Below are 18785 nucleotides of genomic sequence, written 5' to 3' on the forward strand. Positions count from 1 at the left end.
TCGTCAGGCTCATAACCTGAAGGTCGCAGGTTCAAATCCTGCCCCCGCAACCAAATTCCTTCGCGTTATCAAACGCTTAAGCGCCGCCCTCCGGGCGGCTTTTGCGTGTTGCGTCGTGTCGCAAACCCATCCCGAACACTCCCCAAAGATTCCAAAGGCTTACGAACATCCCCGATTCCTCCGTGCAACACGGATGCGACACGGGATGGGGCCGATGTTCGCGGCGTGTTCGCGTCCGATGACGCTTGCCCGCGACGTGCCGCTGCGCTTGGATAGGAGCAATTCCCGAAAGGTCCCTATTGCCCATGCCGATCTACGAGTTTGCCAGCGAAGAAATCCGTCCCCTCAGCAAGACCACGTTCGGTTTGATGCAGCTGCAGGAGCGGCGCGATCTGCAGCGGCTGCTGCGGGCGAACATCGCCGTGGTCGCACCCGACACGCTGGTGATCGCGGAGGAGTTCGGGGACTGGGACGAGTCGCGCCGGCGCATCGATCTCCTCGGCATCGACCGCGATGCCAACCTCGTGGTGATCGAACTGAAGCGGACCGAGGACGGCGGCCACATGGAGCTGCAGGCCATCCGCTACGCGTCGATGGTCTCCACCATGACCTTCGACCAGGCCGCCGATGTGTTCGCTCGCTATCTCACGCAGATCGGCAAGGCCGACACGGATGCGCGGGCCGAGCTGCTCGACTTCCTCGGGTGGGACGAGCCCGACGAGGATGCCTTCGCGCAGGACGTCAGGATCGTCCTGGCCTCGGCCGAGTTCAGCCGAGAGCTGACGACATCCGTTCTCTGGCTGATCGAGCGCGGCATCGACATCCGCTGCGTGCGCCTCCAACCCTACGGCCTCGATGGTCGTGTCCTCGTTGATGTCCAGCAGATCATCCCGCTTCCGGAGGTCGCGGAATACCAGGTTCGGGTCACAGAAAAGAAGCGCAAGGAGCGCGAGGCGCGAACGGACACGCGAGACTGGACCAGTTACGACGTCACCCTCGGCGAGCGCCAACTGACGGCGCTGCGGAAGCGACACGCGATCTATCAGGTGTTCCGCCACCTCGTGGAGAGCGGCATCGCACCGGAAGAGGTCGCCAAGCATTGTGGTCCGCGGGCCAATCGGGCCCTCGTCTCCGTGGAGGGCGAGGTGACGGGAGAAGACTTCAATCGCTTGGCAAAGGAAACCCGCGCCAGGGAGGGGCGGAACTTCGACCCGAAACGCTTCTTTGCCGACGATGACGAACTTCTCCACTTCGGCGGGCGCACCTATGCGTTCTCCAGCCAGTGGGGCGGCACCGCTTGGGAGCAGGCCATGATCGAGCTGCGTGACGCCTTCCCGGATAAGGGCATCGCGTTCACGCCCTCCGAATAGAGGTGGTCATGCAGTTCCAATGGCAGGTTGATCAGACCGACATCGATCATGTGAAGACGTTTGTCGCTTCCCATGCCGCTAACCCCTTTGTCCGAATGCGGGTGGAGAGAAACCTCGCCTCAGCGAAGCCAGCCGTTGATCGCGCCGAGTTCTGGAAGCAGATGGTCGGCATGCGCATGACGTCTGTTCAACGATCTGGTCCGAATAGCGCCGTGGCAAAATTCCTGCGCACGACCCCGTTCCCCCTCGAATATGATGGTTTTGACCGTGAAACTGACGGAGAGGCGAGGCGTGATCTGATCTCGTCAACTCTCCGCGCTCATGGTGGTATCCGCTTCTCCGACAAGATTGCCGAAGACTTGTCCAGGAATCTCGACAAGCTGAACGCTGACCAAGGTTGGGCCACCACGCTGAAAAAGGTGAATGCTCTCGCGCTCCGTTCGGAAGCCCGACAGGAACGCGAGCTCGCCCGCTATCTCCAGAAGCTGCTGCACGGCTTTGGGCCGAAGCAGTCGAGAAACCTGCTTCAGTCGCTGGGATTGACCAGATACGAAATACCCATCGATAGCCGCATAACGAAGTGGCTGAACGACTTTGGTTTCCCTGTTACTTTGACAGCGACCGCGCTGGCAGACGCCGGATACTATGAGTTCGTGCTCGATGGCATTCAGGCACTGTGCGCCGCGAGCGATGTCTTCCCCTGCGTCCTCGATGCAGCAATCTTCGCTTCTTTCGACGGTGACGCGTGGACGCAGGAGAACACCATCTACTGACCACTACGCCGCCGCCGTCGCGATCCCATCCAGACGCACCGCGACGCTGGTTGCGCCGTTCCCGGCCGCCTCGACCGCGACGCCGATGGGGAAGCGCCCCGCGGCCGGAGTGGTCACTTCCTTCGTCGTGTTGTCCCACGACACGCGCGCGCCGCCCGACGCGATGCCGCCCGCGGGCGTCGTGACCCGGACGATGTGGCCGTTCTGGAGGTAGTTCTTCATCTCAGAGCCCTTTCGAGGATTGGATGCGGACGACCGAGATGCGCTCGGTCGCCCCTGCGATCTGTCGGTTGAGGTCCGCGAGCGCGGCGGCCATCTCGCCGTCGCTCGCATAGGTGACGCGCTTGCCGTCGTATTCGACGGTGCGGACGCCCCGGTAGCGCGCGGCCATCAGGGCGTCCCGCCAGGCGGTGAGCTGGGCGAGGTCGGCCATCACGCGCCTGCGTTCATGAACCAGCCGCGGTGGTCGATGAACCCGGCGCCGAAATCGAGGATCACCCGGATATCGACGCCGTCCACATCCCAGCCCGAGCGGCTCTCGACCTGCGGGCCTTCCGCGCCCGAGAGGTAGGCGAACTCCAGACCGTCGATCTCGCCGGGGTCGGCGGTGACATACCAGCGCGTCGCGCTCGACAGGCGCGGTTCGACCACCAGCGACAGCGAGCCCGAGAACGGGTTCACGTCTGCGGCGGTCGCGGGCGCGATGCTCGCCAACCACTTCTCGGCGGTGGTCTCCAGCGCGGGCGGGACCAGCAGGTTGCGAGGGGTCACGCGGATCGTGCGGTCCTCGATGCCCTTCGGCGTCGGCGGTGGCGGGCGCCAGCTTTGCGCGGCGGGTGAGCAGTTCCGTCGTGTCAGCCATTGGCCGCCTCCCTCTCCTGCGGCGTGGCTGTCTGCCCGAAGGTCAAACCTAGCCCCTCCGCGCGCTCCCGGTCGGCGGCGATCTCGGCATCCAACTGTTCGGCGTCGTAGCCGCGCTCCGAGATCGCCTGGGACCGGCTTTTGAGCCCTGCGCCGATCGCCATGATCTCGGCCTGCACGTCCTTCATCGGATCGACGTAGTCGAACTTCGGCGGCAGCCATTCGCACCCGAGGTAGGCGTCCGGGTTCCGGTCGAAGTCCCGCGCGGGCAGCTCGCCGGTCAGCACCGCGAGCCGTACGAACCGCTCCCAGACCGGGCGGCAGAAGAGATGCACCACCACGTTGTGCTGCAGCTGCTCAACGCGGCGGCGGAACTCGATGAGCCCGGCACGGATCGAGGAATAGGTGACGCCTTCCAGGTCTCCCGAAACCAGCTCGTAGGGCAGGCCCAGCCCCGCCGCGACGGCGCGGAGATGGTTCTTCACGAAGGGCGCGTAGGCGTCGTGCTCGGTCGGGTTCGAGAACCGGATGTCCGTGCCGGGCGGCAGCGGAATCAGGCTGCCCGGCTCCATGCCCACGGTCAGCGCGCCGCCGGTATTGGTGCCCGAGAGCCCACCCGCCGTGCCGTCGGGATCGGTGATGAAGCCGGTGAACAGCGCCGCGACCTTGGCCTTCACCAGCGCGGCGTCCTCGAACTGGTCGAGCTCGTGCAGCCGCAGCAGCACCGGCGCGAGCCAGGTGATCCCGCGCAGCTGGCCCGCGGCGAGCGGCTTGAACAGGTGCAGGCAATCGGCGGCGGGGACTCGGAGCGGGTCCATGCGGAGAGACCCCAGCGGATCGCCCGGGCGGGAGGACAAGACCCGATAGGCGACCCGGCGACCAGCGGCATCGAACTCGATGCCCGCGCGGATCCGCGCCCCGCCGCCGATCTCGCGGTGCAGGTCCATGGGAACCTGCTCGCGATCCAGAAGCTCGAGGTGGAGGGGGATGCTGGCCGCGTCGCTCGCCACCCGCAGCCGGGCGAAGCCCTCTCCGCTCTCGACCATCGCGCGCACAGCCATAGCCTGCAGCCCGTAGAAATCCGCGAGCCCGTCCGGTGCGGCATGATCCGTCCAGCGCAGCCAGAGCGATTGCAGCCCCTCGCGAACCGCCCGGTCGGGATGGGTGGATTGCGGCTTGATCCCGGCGCCGACCACATTGCCGACCAGGCTGTCCACCGCCGCCGCGACCCACGGGTTGTTCCGCGCATACCAACCAGCCCGCCGCGCCGCCGTGGTTGCGCCCGCCAGGATCGCCGCGTTCAGCCCATCGACCGTCCGCGCTCCCTCCCAACGCCGCCCGCCACCCGCAGCGTCGAAGCCGCGAGCCCGAGCGAGGCCGAGAAGGCGATGGAGCAAGGTCCGCATGGGCGGCAGAATCGCCCGAAACGGACCCTCAAGCTATTGGGAATGTTTGGGAAGAGAGGCGGCAACAAACCTGCCGGGCCCATAACCAGGCCGTTCACCGACAGAGGCGCTCTATACGCGGCGAAAGGAAATTGCTAGCGAAGCTCGGGAACAAAACGTGCGCCGAGGAATCATGGCAGAGTACATTCAGGCATTTGACGCAGACGAAGTTCTTATGGCGACCGCCGAGGTCAACAAGCTAGTTAGGTCGCTCCAGGGTCGAAAACTGGAAGAAGGCGATTGGACGAGCCTCTACTGCCGGGTTAAGGGCGTACCCGAGATGGGCTGGAGCAACCTTCCGTTCAGGGACTATCTCCACGACGGGGTCGGGGTGGAGTTCAAACTCCTTTCGAAGGCTGATCCTTCAGGCTGCATGGGGAAGTCCTTAATGCACCCTGCCGCCACCCGCACGATTGACTTCAGCGAGAATGAACCCGCCGAAGACGCTATGGCCAAGGTCTTTAACCAATGGGGCGCGGCAATCTCAGAGTTCGAGGATCGAGTGCGCGCCACCTCGAAGACGGGGAGTGTGGATGTTCGGTGGGGAATACTGCTTTGGGCCCCTGATCATAGCGAGTTTCTGTACTTCGAGGAGCGCCTGGAGAAGCCACGTGTCGAAGATTTTCAAGCACGATGGCATGATGGAAATCATCGCGGTAAGGCAACGCGAAATCTTCACATATTTGAGAAGGCAACTGGCAAGAAAAGATTCTCCTGTACGCTGCCGCGAAATGGCGCGAAGCTTCAGCCATATTTCGATGTTCCGGACGTAGCCAACGGGGCACATATCTTCCGCCCAGAGAAGGCTGATGTCCTTCCACTTTTCGTACGGCGCGAGGATGCAGACGCCATTGAAAAATTGTTCCCCGATACAAGCTCCGAGGACGTAATCGCGCAGCTTCTGGAGAACTGGAGGAAAGGGCGCGAGTGATCTTTGCTTAGCCCAGAATTTCCGCGGCTTGCTCTCGAAAGCTCGAAAAGCTGACAACGCCCTGTTCGGCTTTTATCGCATCAGCCAAGTATCGGCTATACAATAGGCGATAATCGATCTCGGCATCGCGTTTGACGTGTAGGAACGGAAGCACCGGTATGTTTCCACTGTTGTGGCCCTGGATGAAGGTCCCGACATCAAGTGGCTCGCGTGAGGCGGTTTGCACGCGCGTTGGAGCGTTGCTCTTTCTGCAGTGAAGCATGAGGTCTGAGCCAGCGGTATTCTCACTCACGAACTGCTTAAAAGTGCCATGCTGCTTGTCGAATACGCTGACTTTTTCAATCGCGAATCCGGCATCGACCACTGCGGCTCGCAAAGCATCCCACACCTTTTCAGACGAGTTCATGAAGACGAGGATCATCCAGTGACCGTCTCGCAGCACGCGGTATGCTTCACTAAGCGCCTTTCGCATGAGTTCGCGATAGTCGTCGATGTCCTTTTTCTGGCTCTTATTTACGATCGCTTCGTGTGCCGCATTGGTGAACTTTCCAAGCCAGCTTTCCCAAAGAATGTTCATCTCGCTATAATTTATGTTTGCTCCGAAAGGCGGATCTGTGAAGATCAGGTCAACGCTGTTATCTGGAAGAAATGACATGTCCGTTGCGGAGCCGGTTACAACACTGGGTTTTCCAGAATACGCACTTGCTGTCGTCACAAAGTGGTCAGAGATGCTTTTTGCCTTTCGCTCAAAGGTAATAAAGACATTCGCCTCGTTTGAGATCTGGGGCACATTGAAGTTGGCGGTATTTCCGCTTCCACCCCAAAAACGATATTCTGACATTCTCGTCACTCTCTGGTAGAGAGACGTGAAAGCGAAGGCGGCAGCCATCGCGGTATCGGAGTCCTCTATCTTCCGAATTTCTTTCCAGATGGCGGCGTTTGCGATGAGATTTCGAGCCGTGTAGAATTTGTCTATGCTGTCTAGTCCATGTCGCTTTGGTTGGCCTAGATTTACGCCGTCCGGAAGTGGGAGGTTCGGATATGTGCCTTCCCATTCAGTCAGAATCGACTGGATTTGATTTATACGTCCCAGATCCTCTTCATTGAGGGGATGCTCAACGATCTTCTTTGAGCAGCATTTGTAGCCGAGAAACACCGGTACTTGCTGCTTTCGTTTCAGATAGGATTTGTTGACTTCTTCGCCGCAATGCGGGCATGGGAACTTCTTCAGAAGTTTGTGCTCGCGAACCGTCTTTCCGTATTTTCGGCAATGGTCCCATAGGACGAAGTCTTCGTGGCAGTGGTTGCACTCAAGTATGTATGACCAGACAAAGAACTGCGCTTCGACATCTATGCCGCATTCGCGACACTGCGTTTGATACAGTGTTCGCCGAAGCGGTGCGAGCCGGTCCAGAATCGTGGCAATGGCGGTGTGAAAACTGCCGACATCCATAGTCCTGCAGAAATTATAGGAAATGAATGAGGCAGCGGGGGAGAGCTCGTTCAGGATTACATCGCACCCAACATATCTTGCGGCCACCCCAGTCATGCCGCTGCCAGCGAATGGATCCAAGACCAAGCCGCCTGATGGCAGGTAGCTCGAAATCACGCTTGCGATGCCCTGCGGTGGAACCTTCGTGTGGTAGGTGTGCGCATCATAGGTATAGGTGTTCTTCCCTGCAGAGATTTCCTTCTCAACAGCCGAGTCGGTCGTTTCCGCTGGGTCTTCATGTGCAGCTAGCAAGCTGCTCAATGCAATCTCCCCATCACCCCAGAACACGCCATCGAATACATCTGCAAGGACGTCGTTTCTTGCTTCGTCAAGAAACTTTGTTTTCTCCTCATCAAAGAGCGGCAACGGCGCAGTCTTTTTCCGTGCGCCAGTTGACGCGAACTTCACTTGAGGTGACCGAGGTGCTTCTCGCAGCGATTTTGCTGTGCCCTTCGCCGCAATCAAGTTGTCGAGGGCGTCGATGATATCTTCAGGCGGGGCTGAGTCTCCGCGCTCCCATCGAACAACGGCGTAGAAGGAAGTCCCCAGGCGTTCCGCCAACTCCTTTTCAGTCAAGTTCAAACGCTCGCGCACCTGCCGAAAGGGATTCGGCACTTCAACGTTATCGGCGGGCGTGTTCATGTGGCGGTTCATGGAGTGTCTATATTTTTGGTTTGGCTGCCTAGAAACAACACTATCTGGGGTGCAATGTGAAGGGCGATGTATGGTTCTCGTGCCGCGGCCAGGTTCATTTCTAGCGCATCCACGCCGACCGGATCACTCCCGCAGCCGCCGCATCCGTTCGCGTCTGCGCAGGACCCACCCCCTCCACCTCTTCGTTCAGCCTGAGCCCCATGCTGATCAGTCCGTGTAGGGCGGCGTGGGCGTAGACGAAGGTGTCGAGGGCCTCGTTGCGCTCGCCGTCGCGCTTGGGCTGCCAGGAGCGGATTGGGCGGCCGCGCTCGAAGCGGGTGACGACGCGCTCGGCGGTCAGCTGGCGGAAGTAGTCGGCGTCGAGGCGGCGCGGGAAATGGATTGCGCCGGGGCCGGGCTCGGTCAGCCGCAGGCGGGCGTAGACCGCGTCCTTCACCGCATCCACGCCGACGATGAAGAGCGGGATCTTGCCCTTGTTCGTCCGCGTCGGGCGGCGGGGCCAGACGGGGATGCCGGGCCCGCCGCGGCCCTTGATCGCCCAGATGCGGCGGGCGAGGCGGGTGCGGCAGAACTCGTAGGCCATCTTGGTGTGGTGACCGCCGGTGTCGATGGCGGCGGCGCGCACCGGCAGGTCGAGCCCGGCGGGGTGCGGGAAGGTCGCCTGCAGCACCATGTCGAGATCGGACCACAGGCGCGGCCCGGACGGGTCGCCCCAGAGCACGCGGTAGTCGATGACCCAGGCCTCCTCGTCGCGGCCCCAGCCGAGGATCTGCACCTCGATCCGGTCGCCCTGCACGTCGACGCCCGCGGTCAGCACGGCGACGGAGGCGGGCAGCGCGTCGCCCCAGTCCTCGCGCCGGGCCATGAGCGGGTCGGCCGGGACGGTGTCGCCCGCCTGGTCCTCCCAGGCCTCGCCCAGCTTGGTGTTCACCCAGACCTGCAGGCGCGCGGGATCCTTGCGGACGCGGCCGTGCTCGGCGGCGATCTCGGCCCATGTTTCCCACGGGGAATAGAGCGCGGAGAGGTGGAAACCCGCGGTGCGGCCATCGCCCTCGGCGGTCGGACGCCATTCGCCCGCGGCCAGCAGGCGGGGTTTCTCGTGCTCGTGGTGGATGCCGCCGCAGGCCTCGCAGACCAGATGCGCCTGGTCGCGGCGCCCCTCGGGCCAGCGGATGCGCGCCCAGGTGATCGGGGCCATGTCGCCGCAATGCAGGCAGGGGACGTGGTAGAAGCGCCGGTCGCTGTGCTCGAACGCGGCCTCTATGCGGTAATGGCCCTTCAGGGTGGGCGTGGAGACCATGTAGATCTTGCGCCGGCCGCGGAAGGTCGCGGTGCGCTGGATCGCCAGATCGACCGGGTCGCCCTCGCCATCGGCGTCGCCGGGATAGCCGTCCACCTCGTCCATGAACAGGTAGCGGACGGGCGTGGAGCGCAGCCCCACCGCGCTGTTCGCCCCGGTCATCACCAGCTGGCCGCCGGGGAAGGACTTGCGGAACAGGCTGTTGCCGGCGTCGCGGGAACGGGGCGCGGCGACCAGTTCGCGAAGGGCGGGCGTCGCCTCGATCAGCGGGTCGATCCGCACGGTCGTGTTCCGGCGCACCATGTCGAGCGACGGCATGACCAGCATCGCGATGCCGGGCGCGTTCTGGATGATGTAGCCGAGCCAGTTGAGCCCCGCCTCCGAGCCGCCGGTCTGCGCGCCCTTCATAAGCACGACGCGCTCCCAGGGGCTGGCCGTGGACAGCGCGTCCATCACCGCGCGCAGATAGGGCGTGCGGTCCGTGCGCCAGCGGCCCGGCTCGGCCGAGGTCGGCGGCAGGATACGATGCCGGTCTGCCCAGTCCGACACCGGGATCGGCGGTTCCGGGCGGATACCACGTCGCCACGCGAGGTCGATGTCAGGCACCATCACTGAGGCTCCCGAGCGGCAGGTCGGCCAGATGTTCGAGATGCTCGCGCATCATCCGGTCGAGGGCGGCGAAGGTGGCGCGGGGATCGGCCCCGAGCTCTGCAGCCAGCAGGGGCGCCGTGCGCTGGACCCACGCCATGTGTGCGTCGCGCTCGGCACGGGCGCGCGCGAACACGGTCCTGGTGGCTGCGGCGGTCTCGACCAGCTGGCCCTGTTCGCGCTCGAACGCCAGCTTGGCGCGCTGGACCTTCACGATCTCATGCAACCGCTTGGCCTCGGCCAGCGTGGTCGTGGCGCGGGTTGGGACGGCGCCGCCCTTGTTGCGACGCGCCGGGTCGAGGTTGTCCTCGATCCAGGCAAGCCCCACCGCCACGTCGATCCGCCCGTCCGCGCGCACCGGCAGCCCCTCGGCCACCAGCTGCGAAATGCGCCCCTTGGTCAGCCCGACCCGGGCGGCGAAGGCGGTCTTGGTCTCGTGGCTGTCGAGTTTAGTCATTTCCACCCCCTGACGCTGGCGGGGTCATGCGCTGCGCGTCCCCACATACGGATCGGCCCGGGAGGAACCGTCCGGTGGCGCGCGATCCGGACTTCCCAGCCGCTAACGACGGTTCTGAAGTTGTCGCGGGCCGTGCCGGGCCGTCCCTCAGGTTGACGATCTGTCTGGTGGGGATGGTGGAGATTGGTGGGGTGATCCGGCCCGCCCCTGTAAACTGTCATGTAATGCGTGGTGGCATGATGCATGGCGTCACGTGTCGCGACTTTCCACGTCGCTGACACTTCGGGCGACAAACACAGATTTGGGCCGGCACAAGTCCACCAAACCCACCAAACCCACCAGACGGATCGGGAATGAGCGTCACGCATCGGCATGGCTCCGGAGAACTTCAGAACCGTCGTTGATCGGCGCGGCCCCGTTCTCCGCGGCCTCCAGCTGCCATCGCGCGCGCCCAGCCGACACACCTGCCGAGACCAGGCGCAGCCCGTTCACGATGCGGTTCTGCTGCCCGCCGATCCACTTGCTGAGCCGCCCGCCGTTGATCGCGCCGCCTTCGCCCGCCACGCGCAGCAGGGCCTCGCGGAACTCAGGATGGATGAACTCCGACCGGCCGTAGAGTTGTGGGCGCTGCTCCGTGGCGCGTTCGATGATCTCGCGGACGCTGACCCGGTCCATGCCGATCACCTCACGCCATTGCTCCAGCACGGTGGTCAGGGCTTCCAGCTTCGGGTCGGTCCCGCGCATGCCCTCCATCGTGATGCAGGGATCGGCCTCGCCGAGCCAGATCAGCGCGTCGCGCACCCAGCGCGACCAGTCGGTGAAGGAGCCGAGCGGCGCCCGCATCTGGGGCCGACCCGCGATGTGGAAGGCACGCAGCACCGTCAGCCCGGCCGTGACGTAGTCGCCGCGCTGCGCCGTCACCATGGCGAGGGGATCTCGGTCGAAGGCGCGCAGCTCGGGCCGCTCGACGCCCGCATCCAGCGTCGCCCGGATGGCGCGGCGCGTCATGTCGCCCTCAAGGGTCAGGTTGTTGCCGGTGGCGAAAACGGCGGCGTTGCTCGGCACCTCGGCGTTGACGGACTTGCCGAGGATGCGGACTTTGAGGCTGGTCTGCGTGAGGGTCTGGCACAGGAGCTCGCCGCCCAGCGGTTCCTCGCAGTTGTCGATGGCGATCAGCACGTCCCCTGCAATCAGCGCCGCGCCCAACCGCTTCTCCATCTCCTCCTCGGATTTGCCCTGCGCGATCACCGGCGCGGGGCGGGAGGTGGCGATCTGGCTCGCCAGGTCGACCAGCATGGATTTGCCCGTCCCCGCCGTCGGCGCGTTGAAGCCGTGCAGCGGTGCGGTCGGCAGCGACCGGCGGATTAGCGCGGTGAGGATCCCGGAGAGCGCGACCGACCGGTCCGCGTCTGTGACGAATGGGAAGGTCGAGATCAGGTCCTTGAGGAAGCCGAGCGCGCGCAGTGCGGTCGCCTGGTCGGGATCGCGCGGCAGGACGGGGAACTGGACGTCCTGCGGATCGAACAGCAGCCCGGTCTGCGCATCATAGCCGGGCAGATCGAGAATCGATCCGTCAGGGCGAAGCGTCGGGCAGTTGATGATGCCGGTCAGCACGGGAAGCCGCCACTGGCCCTCGCGCGCTAGAAAGGTCTCCGCGATCCGATGGGGGCAATCGGAATTCACCCATTCCTCGGCGCGCTTGTCGAACCGCTTGAAGGAAACGACGCGGGTAAAGGCCTCGGCCATGTGATGCGCCTTGACGTCTACCAGGCGCGGCGCGTCGATCTTGCGCCCGTCCGCGATGGCGACCGGAACCATGGCGGGGCGCACCACCATGCTGCCGCGCTGATAGTAACCCAGCTCTGCGTGCAGCAGCGCACCCTCGGCCATGTCGATGATCGTGGGCATCTGTCCTGCGAAGAGATAGATGATCGGCCGCCCGGCATCGTCGTGCGTCGGCAACTCCTCGGTGTCACGCGCGCCGTCGTGCTTGACCCGCTCGCCAGCGCGAACGCCTTGCGGCTTCGCGGCCCGCCAGCCGTTCTGCCGCGCGAGCCAGAACAGCGTGCCGGCGGTGACGCTGCGCACGCTGGCGAAGCTGTCCCATTTTTCAGCGGTGAGGGCGGGATCGTTCTTGGCGGCCTCGGCCGACCATGTCTCCCACAGGTCGCGGCCATCGGGACCGAGCGCGGCGTAAAGGGCGAGGCCGACCTTGATCCACTCGTCATAGGGAAGGTCGTTGTTCGGGATGCAGGCGAACGCGTCCTCGACCAGCTGGCGCGATGGGGCCTGGTTCCGCTTGAGCCCCGCGACCTTGCGCCCCTCGCGGTCGATGTCCCGGCGATCGGCGGCGGTCTGGCCGCCCGCCGCGCGCAGATAGCGGTCGGCGGCATCGACAAAGCGCCGCGCGCGATCCTGGTCGAGCAGGGGCAGGTCCGATATCGGTACGTCAAGGGGAGAAGCCTCTGGCCAGACATAAGGTGCGCGGGTGTCCGGGTGGATGCCAAACCCCACGAACTGCTGGCCAGTCGCTAGGATCTCGATCCGCGCTACCGTACCGTCGAGCATCTGGAATTCCGGTGTCTGCACCTTGTCGAACGCCGCCTCCGTGCGGAAGGCGAGCAGGCATTTCGGGGCCTTGCCGATGCGCAGGAGCGGTGTGGGGCCGAGGATGTCGCGAGCTATCTCCTGCAGTCGTTGTGCATGATCCGGATCGAGAACGTCGATGTCGACGCCGATCAGCGCGCCGCAGAGCAGCCCGGTGTTGGTGCAGTTGCGCTGTGCCTTCGTCCAGCGCGCGATCTCGGCTTCGTCGGCGCTGGCGCAGACGGTCTCCCAGCCCTTCATCATCGGCCGTTTGCCCGCACCCTTCATGGCGACATGCGCGCCCAGAACCGGGATCGGGCGATAGCCGTGGCGATGGAGTTGCAGGCGCAGTGCGGTCGGATCTTCAGGCGCGCTGGAGGGATGCGCCACGGTGGACGCATCCGCCACCGGATCGGCGCCAGCCTCGTCGTCGGTCATGCGGATGGCGTCCTCCATGGCTCAGTACCCCACGTCCCAGCTCGCGAAGGCGTCGCGCGCACGGTCCTCCCGGGCAAGACGCTTCCAGGAAAAGGTGCTCTGACCGGAATAGACCGACGTCCTCAGGTGCCGCGGATCGTGCCGTGGCGGCACCATCCCGTGGAGATGGATTTCCAGTTCGGTCCGCAGGCGGTCGAGCTCGACCAGGCACTTCCGGGCCTGTGCATGATGTACGGTGTCGGTGATCGCCTTCTCGACCAGGTCCAGCAGCTCGGCTCGACAATGACGGATTGCGTTGCCATAGGATGCAACAAAAACAAGGCGAGGTCTGCCAATGGAACCCGAACCCAATCTGGTCATCTCGAGTGCTTCACAACGGGTCGTTGTCGACAACGTTCCGTTCAAGGTGGACATCTACAAGCTGGAAGGCGGCGAAGGCTGGTCGCTTGAAGTGGTAACCGAGGACGGCACGTCCATTGTTTGGGACGATCTGTTCGACGACGACAGGGCTGCATTCGAGGAAGCACTGGCGACCATCCAGAAGGAGGGCCCGGTCGCCTTTGTCAGGGGTGACGAAAACGTCATTCCATTCCGCCGGTAGGTTAAGCGTGAGTGGCCCAGAGCTGACCTTGGCTACTTGTCGTCACGCCGCATCGAGGCTTCGGTGTCCTTCTTGATGAAGTCCTCGAAGCCAAGCATCCGCGCGGCGGTGAGCTCGTCGATCTCCTGATGGCACAGAACGCAGATATCTCCAGCCGATGGTGGAAACGCCGTACCAGCTTCCTTCGCCACTTGCGAATATGATCTGGCGGATTCCCAGAGAGTCCGCCAGACGGTTTCACCAACGCCCTCAAGCGCCAATCCGGAAAAAGCATCATGCGCTGCCGTGTTGGCGGCCATGCGCATGTCGTCAGCACCCTTTTTCGTCGCATGTAGCGCCTGAAGGGCCTCGTCATTCAGCGTCTGCTCGATCCGCTTCAAATAGGTTTCCAATTGATCGAGCTGGGCCGCGTAGTTGCGTTGGGCTTGTGCCGCCACGGCGGGGTCTTTAGCGAGATCGGATTGAAGCTTGACCAGGCGCGCTTCGTCCGCATTCGAAAAGGCTGTCTTGGGCGTCACGGCGGCGACATCGGTATCATGACGAAGCGAAGACAGGGCTTTGCCGAGCGCAGAGCGGCTTGACCAGATCGGATTGTCGAAAACAGAGTTGCGCTTTTGCTCCAGTGTTTCTTTCTCGGTTGTCAGGCGCGCCTTAATTTCCTGACAGACACCGGCGAGGTCATCCGGAATGTCAAGGCCGAAGGGGCGAAACCAAACCTCGTTCTTCTTCTGAACATGTACCGAAGCCGCATCACGGTCGAAGACCGTGATGGCGGAAAGCATCTCTGCGGGCTCGCCATCATCTTCCCATGCGACCGTTTCCGCTGCGCCGCTGGTACGGGTAATTTTCAGATCGGCCTTTGCCGTGCGCGTCGGTGAAGCGCTGTAGACATCAGGCATGATCTCGCCGGCATGTCGTGAGCGACAAGCCTTCTTGAGAATCCGCGTATAGCCAGATTTTCCGGTGCCGTTCTGCCCGTATACTATTGTCAGGCCCGACTCCTCGAAGTTCAGGGTCTGTCCGGTTGCGAGCTGGTTGACACCAGCAACATTTGCGATGCTGGATAGGGAAATTGACTCGCCAGCACCAGGATCAACCGGCAGATGGTCCTTCGAGAGTGGCTTGGCTGCCAGCGTCACCGTCTGATCGCCATGCTCTTTCTTGCAGAGCGCCAATAATTCCTCGAACGCCTCTTCGTCCGGATAGCCGCTCAAGACGATGCGGCGCAGCACATCGCGCTGCCATAGCGGGCGGTTCTCTGACCAAGCCAAGATACGTTTAGGAACAGTATCGTTATTTTTGTCTATTTTCGCGCTGTCCGACATCACCGCATCTATCTTTCATGCAGAGCAAAGTTTTCAAAATCAGGAGGTTATATTTGCCTTATCGATAACGGAAGCAATTCCTCTGCTAGCGGTTGAAATTGCTTGATGCGCATAACGCCTTGTGTGTGGATATATGCGCGACGCCAATGCCCACTTGCCCTGGTGGCTGATCTCCGGCTTGCGAGTTCGGCAAGAAGCACGACTCCGCCAGATTTGCAGAATTTTCTCGTAAGCGAAGCGGCACAATACGCATCGAAGAAGGACGGGACGTGGCCCGCCACCGTTCAAGTCTCATGTATCGTTGCCCTCCTGTACATCGGCCATCGCGTCAAGCATAGTTCGTGGTGTGCGATTTCCGTACCCCTAGAACCGACATTGCAACGAGAACTAAAGCACAAAGGTGCAGCGGGCGGCGATGGAAGCTATTCAGCCGAACTGATCTGCTACGTTGAGTTGTGTTAAAGGTAGATGTATTTTTTGGCTGCTTCCATCTGTCTTTATGCGCCAACGCCCTGCGTTTCTTGAAGAAATGTTCAGCTAGGCTGGTTTCCGGTCTTCTGTTCGGTTTCGATCCATGGCGGCCCATTGCTGGCCCCAATCGCAATTGGGAGGGCATGGCAGCTGCAACTCGGAAACCGGACACGATATCTTGCGGCGCGCTCCGCACTACGCTTGGTCAAGCCAACGCTGGGTTTCGGGAAGACCGTTTATTTGCCAAAGGTCAACCAAGATGGTTTCGGTTTCCAACGTCACGACACCCGCAAGACCTCCCCATCATCCAGCCGCTTGACGTAATCGACCGCCGTGCCGTTCCAGTGATACGCGAAATGCGCCCCTTGGGTCGGGATCGGGATCACATCGGGCCAGAAGACAGCGATGCATTGACCCTCGGGAAAGCGCACGCTGGGCCAGGTGAGGCCGTTCGATCCGGCCGCACGGCGCTCGGTCCCGAAGACCTGGGACGCGTGGTAGTCGTCCGGATCCAGCAGATCGGCACGGCCCGTGGTGTCGTCGAGATCGGCGTCGATCGACCCGATCAGCTCGCGGAACTGCGAGGTCCAGCCCGGCGCCTCGTCCGTGGCGCGCATGAAGCGGGCGTGGTGATGGACGGTCTCGGCGATCGCCACCTCGGTGCGGTCCCCGGCGTAGTAGAGGCCGAAGCTGCCATCCGAGAACCGTCCGGGCCTGAGCGGCGAGCAATGCACGAAAGGCGCCATGACCCAGCTTGCGCCGGGGCCGGTCACGCGGCGGGCGACGGGCACCTTGGACAGATCGCCAATGCTCTCGCGGATGCGCGGATTGAACTTGGCCTCGGCCGAGGCGAGTGCTTCCCAATCGGCCGGATCGGCGATGTCCTCGAAAAGGTCGATCGGCGGGTGGATCGAGCGAATGATGCGGACAGTGCGCGGCCAGGTCACGCGCCGAACAGGCACATTCACCAGGCACCCCGTTCGGCATCGAGATAGGCACGCAGATCGATCAGGTCGGTGATCTCGCCCCGGAGCATGACGTCCAGAGCGCTTCGGCCCGCGAAGGCGGCGTTCGGCTTGCGGATCCAGGCATAGCCCCGGGCAGGGTCGGTGAAGAGATAGCGCAGCGCCTTGTGGATCCCCATCAGGATCGCCATGCGCGCGCGCAGGTCGCGGTCGATCCGGCCGATATCGCCGGTTTTCCACCGCGCCCAGGTGCGCTGTGCCATGTCGCCCAGCAAGGTGCGGGCATCGGCATCTGTCAGCTCCCACGCGCGGAACAGGTTGACCGTTGTGCGCGCCAGCGCCGCCGCTTCCTCGTCGGTGATGGCGGGAAGATCGGTGCGGGCGGTGACAGGCTGAACCGTGGCGAACTGCATGATTATCTCCTTTGGCATCAATATAGATAATATGTGCCAAAAGGCAAGATGGGCCGTGCGGTGCCGGTTTGGTCGCCTCCCGCCCATTTCCCTGTCTTTGCACGCTATGGCGCTACGCCCCTTGAAGAGCTGTTGAGCGCGGCCCGTTTCCGGTTTTCTTGATGGACCCGATCCAGGGCCGCCCGTTGGGGGCCACTTACGGAACGGGGACAGCATGGAGAGGCAGCTCGGAAACCGGAAGCGATGGCCCGCGGCGCGCGGATGCTGCGCACGGCGCTCGGGCCCGCCATCGCCGAATTCCTGGAAGACCCGATGACCGTCGAGGTCATGCTCAATCCCGACGGGCGGCTCTGGATCGACCGGCTCTCCGAGGGCCTCTCCGATACCGGCGCCACGCTGTCGCCCGCAGATGGCGAACGGATCGTGCGCCTCGTCGCTCATCACGTCGGGGCCGAGGTGCACGCGGCGCGCACGCGCGTTTCGGCCGAACTGCCCGAGACCGGGGAACGCTTCGAAGGGCTCCTGCCGCCCGTGGTCACCGCGCCCTGTTTCGCGATCCGCAAACCCGCCGTCGCGGTCTTCACGCTCGCCGATTACGTCGCGTCCGGGATCATGACCGAGACCCAGGCGGCGCTGTTGCGCGAGGGTGTCGCCACGCGGGCCAATATCCTCGTGGCGGGCGGGACCTCCACCGGCAAGACGACGCTGACCAATGCGCTTCTGGCCGAGGTGGCCGGATCTTCCGACCGCGTCGTGATCATCGAGGACGACCGCCACGGCGAGGCGCGCGCCGTCGAGGCCGCCAGTGCCGGATATCGCCCAAGCGATCCGCAGATCGCCTGGCATCTCGCCCGGTTCATCGAGGAGGTCCGGGGCCTGCCCGCCGATCCCATCGTCGTTCGGCAGAACTGGCTCCGCGCCTATGAATTCACCACCGATCGCGGCGCGCTGGCGCTGAACGACCATGCCCGCGCCAACGATCCCTTCACGCGGGTCGGCGAGGACCAGGTCTCGGTCGAGGTCTCCAGTGTTATCCGCGCCTCGCCCGACAGTTTCCGAGTCGCCTGGTCCGAGCGGCACTACGAGAACGGCCAGCTCGCCCGCACCGAACGCTGGACCGCGATCCTGACCATCGTGGTCGACCCGCCGCGCACGGCGGACCGTCTGCGCGCCAATCCACTGGGAATCTATGTGAACGCGATCAACTGGTCGCGGGAGATGAGCCAATGACCCGATCGATCCTGCCCACCGTGCTCCTCGCCACCACGCTAGTGGCCGGCTGCGCCAGCGACCGTCCGCCCGACTTCGCCTATGACGACGCGGTTCCGCCCTTGCCGTCACCGCCCGTGACGGCGCCCGACGACCGGCCGCGCCCGCTCCATGTCCCGCCCGCCTGGACCCCGAGCCGGGGCGGCGAGGCGGCCGCCACACCCGCCGCACAGGTCGGCAATGCCAATGCGGCTGCCCGCGTTGAGCCGCGGCAGGCGGGGTATTTCAACGCGATCCAGATCTACCCATGGTCCGACGGCGCGCTCTACCAAGTCTACGCCGCCCCGGGCCAGATCACGACCATCGCGCTCGAACCCGGCGAGCGCCTGGCGGGGACCGGCCCGATCGCGGCGGGCGATACCGCGCGCTGGATCATCGGCGACACCGAAAGCGGCGCGGGCCGCGACACCCGCGTCCTCGTCCTCGTGAAACCGACCCGGTGGCCTGCCCCTATCGGGTGGTCCGGTTTCAGTCTTAGCGCATGACGGGTCTTGGTGCCAAGGCAGATGCCTGCGGCGGGGCTGATCCCTGGTCTCGAAACGGTGCCCAGTGAACGGCCTCCGGCGCTGGTGGCCGATAGCCCAGGGACGAGTGAGGCCGCGCCGTGTTGTAATGGACCCGCCACGCCTCGATCACCACGCGTGCCTCGGCCAGCGAGTAGAAGATTGAGCTACCCCCCGAAATTCGAACACAGGCGAAGCGCTCCGAGACGGAGAACTTCTGCCTGACGTGGTCGATGCAACGGCGGCGGCGGGCGGGGCTTAGTAGTTTCCCGAGGCAGCCTCT

The 18785-nt window shown here is 63.7% G+C and carries 17 protein-coding genes and 2 pseudogenes; 6 read left to right on the forward strand and 13 right to left on the reverse strand.

Going from position 1 to position 18785, the window contains the following annotated elements; genetic code table 11:
• Positions 1-305 precede the first annotated feature (305 nt).
• Complete coding sequence (locus C8N32_RS13960; RefSeq protein WP_107893592.1) at positions 306-1370, forward strand: PDDEXK family nuclease; 1065 nt, start codon at positions 306-308, stop codon at positions 1368-1370.
• An 8-nt stretch (positions 1371-1378) separates the two neighbouring features.
• Entirely contained in the window at positions 1379-2143 is a 765-nt protein-coding gene (locus C8N32_RS13965; RefSeq protein ID WP_146159726.1) for a hypothetical protein, read from the forward strand.
• 3 nt (positions 2144-2146) lie between these two features.
• Here C8N32_RS13965 and C8N32_RS13970 read toward each other — a convergent pair whose 3' ends face one another.
• The 4 genes from C8N32_RS13970 to C8N32_RS13985 form a co-directional block, all read right to left on the reverse strand.
• Entirely contained in the window at positions 2147-2365 is a 219-nt protein-coding gene (locus C8N32_RS13970) for a DUF2190 family protein (RefSeq protein WP_107893594.1), read from the reverse strand.
• Position 2366: 1 nt separating this feature from the next.
• Positions 2367-2576 carry a phage head-tail joining protein gene (locus C8N32_RS13975; protein WP_093363003.1) on the reverse strand — a complete coding sequence of 70 codons (210 nt, stop codon included), beginning with the start codon at positions 2574-2576 and terminating at the stop codon, positions 2367-2369.
• Positions 2576-2914 carry a phage major capsid protein gene (locus C8N32_RS13980; protein ID WP_338110817.1) on the reverse strand — a complete coding sequence of 113 codons (339 nt, stop codon included), beginning with the start codon at positions 2912-2914 and terminating at the stop codon, positions 2576-2578. Before C8N32_RS13980 ends, C8N32_RS13975 begins: the two co-directional genes overlap by 1 nt.
• A gap of 83 nt (positions 2915-2997) precedes the next feature.
• Positions 2998-4410, reverse strand: a complete 1413-nt coding sequence (locus C8N32_RS13985; RefSeq protein WP_107893595.1) for a phage portal protein — start codon at positions 4408-4410, stop codon at positions 2998-3000.
• A 172-nt stretch (positions 4411-4582) separates the two neighbouring features.
• On the opposite strand from C8N32_RS13985, the gene C8N32_RS13990 reads away from it, so the two are divergent.
• The gene (locus tag C8N32_RS13990; RefSeq protein ID WP_107893596.1) at positions 4583-5380 is read left to right on the forward strand and encodes a hypothetical protein; all 798 of its coding nucleotides are present in this window, start codon (positions 4583-4585) and stop codon (positions 5378-5380) included.
• A gap of 7 nt (positions 5381-5387) precedes the next feature.
• Here the strand turns inward: C8N32_RS13990 and C8N32_RS13995 are convergent, their stop codons facing one another.
• The 5 genes from C8N32_RS13995 to C8N32_RS14885 all read right to left on the reverse strand — a co-directional run bounded on the left by C8N32_RS13995 (position 5388) and on the right by C8N32_RS14885 (position 13369).
• Positions 5388-7514, reverse strand: a complete 2127-nt coding sequence (locus C8N32_RS13995; protein WP_170106817.1) for a DNA methyltransferase — start codon at positions 7512-7514, stop codon at positions 5388-5390.
• Between the two features lie 112 nt (positions 7515-7626).
• The gene (locus C8N32_RS14000) at positions 7627-9435 is read right to left on the reverse strand and encodes a phage terminase large subunit family protein (protein ID WP_242509417.1); all 1809 of its coding nucleotides are present in this window, start codon (positions 9433-9435) and stop codon (positions 7627-7629) included.
• Complete coding sequence (locus C8N32_RS14005; protein ID WP_107893598.1) at positions 9425-9931, reverse strand: hypothetical protein; 507 nt, start codon at positions 9929-9931, stop codon at positions 9425-9427. Before C8N32_RS14005 ends, C8N32_RS14000 begins: the two co-directional genes overlap by 11 nt.
• A gap of 360 nt (positions 9932-10291) precedes the next feature.
• Complete coding sequence (locus tag C8N32_RS14010) at positions 10292-12955, reverse strand: PriCT-2 domain-containing protein (RefSeq protein WP_201132291.1); 2664 nt, start codon at positions 12953-12955, stop codon at positions 10292-10294.
• A gap of 21 nt (positions 12956-12976) precedes the next feature.
• On the reverse strand, positions 12977-13369 hold the full coding sequence (locus C8N32_RS14885) for a hypothetical protein (protein WP_170106816.1): 393 nt from the start codon (positions 13367-13369) through the stop codon (positions 12977-12979).
• Here C8N32_RS14885 and C8N32_RS14015 point away from each other — a divergent pair.
• Positions 13362-13556: a hypothetical protein gene (locus C8N32_RS14015; RefSeq protein ID WP_242509416.1), complete on the forward strand. Its 195-nt coding sequence runs from the start codon at positions 13362-13364 to the stop codon at positions 13554-13556. The two genes, C8N32_RS14885 and C8N32_RS14015, sit on opposite strands and share 8 nt — an antisense overlap.
• A 32-nt stretch (positions 13557-13588) precedes the next feature.
• Here C8N32_RS14015 and C8N32_RS14020 read toward each other — a convergent pair whose 3' ends face one another.
• The 3 genes from C8N32_RS14020 to C8N32_RS14035 form a co-directional block, all read right to left on the reverse strand.
• Complete coding sequence (locus C8N32_RS14020) at positions 13589-14881, reverse strand: hypothetical protein (protein ID WP_107893601.1); 1293 nt, start codon at positions 14879-14881, stop codon at positions 13589-13591.
• Between the two features lie 749 nt (positions 14882-15630).
• Positions 15631-16320 carry an RES family NAD+ phosphorylase gene (locus tag C8N32_RS14030; RefSeq protein WP_420853786.1) on the reverse strand — a complete coding sequence of 230 codons (690 nt, stop codon included), beginning with the start codon at positions 16318-16320 and terminating at the stop codon, positions 15631-15633.
• Positions 16317-16730, reverse strand: a complete 414-nt coding sequence (locus C8N32_RS14035) for an MbcA/ParS/Xre antitoxin family protein (RefSeq protein ID WP_107893605.1) — start codon at positions 16728-16730, stop codon at positions 16317-16319. Before C8N32_RS14035 ends, C8N32_RS14030 begins: the two co-directional genes overlap by 4 nt.
• Before the next feature lie 327 nt (positions 16731-17057).
• Between C8N32_RS14035 and trbF the strand changes: the two genes are divergently transcribed.
• Complete coding sequence (gene trbF, locus C8N32_RS14040) at positions 17058-17960, forward strand: conjugal transfer protein TrbF (RefSeq protein WP_483407224.1); 903 nt, start codon at positions 17058-17060, stop codon at positions 17958-17960.
• A pseudogene (locus C8N32_RS14045) lies at positions 17957-18439 on the forward strand (TrbG/VirB9 family P-type conjugative transfer protein); the annotation flags it as partial. The gene trbF and the pseudogene C8N32_RS14045, both read left to right, overlap by 4 nt.
• 34 nt (positions 18440-18473) lie before the next feature.
• Here the strand turns inward: C8N32_RS14045 and C8N32_RS15395 are convergent.
• Positions 18474-18665: pseudogene (locus tag C8N32_RS15395) on the reverse strand (integrase core domain-containing protein); the annotation flags it as partial.
• Positions 18666-18785: the final 120 nt, after the last annotated feature.

Source organism: Rhodovulum imhoffii (assembly GCF_003046545.1).
Classification (GTDB): Bacteria; Pseudomonadota; Alphaproteobacteria; order Rhodobacterales; family Rhodobacteraceae; genus Rhodovulum; species Rhodovulum imhoffii.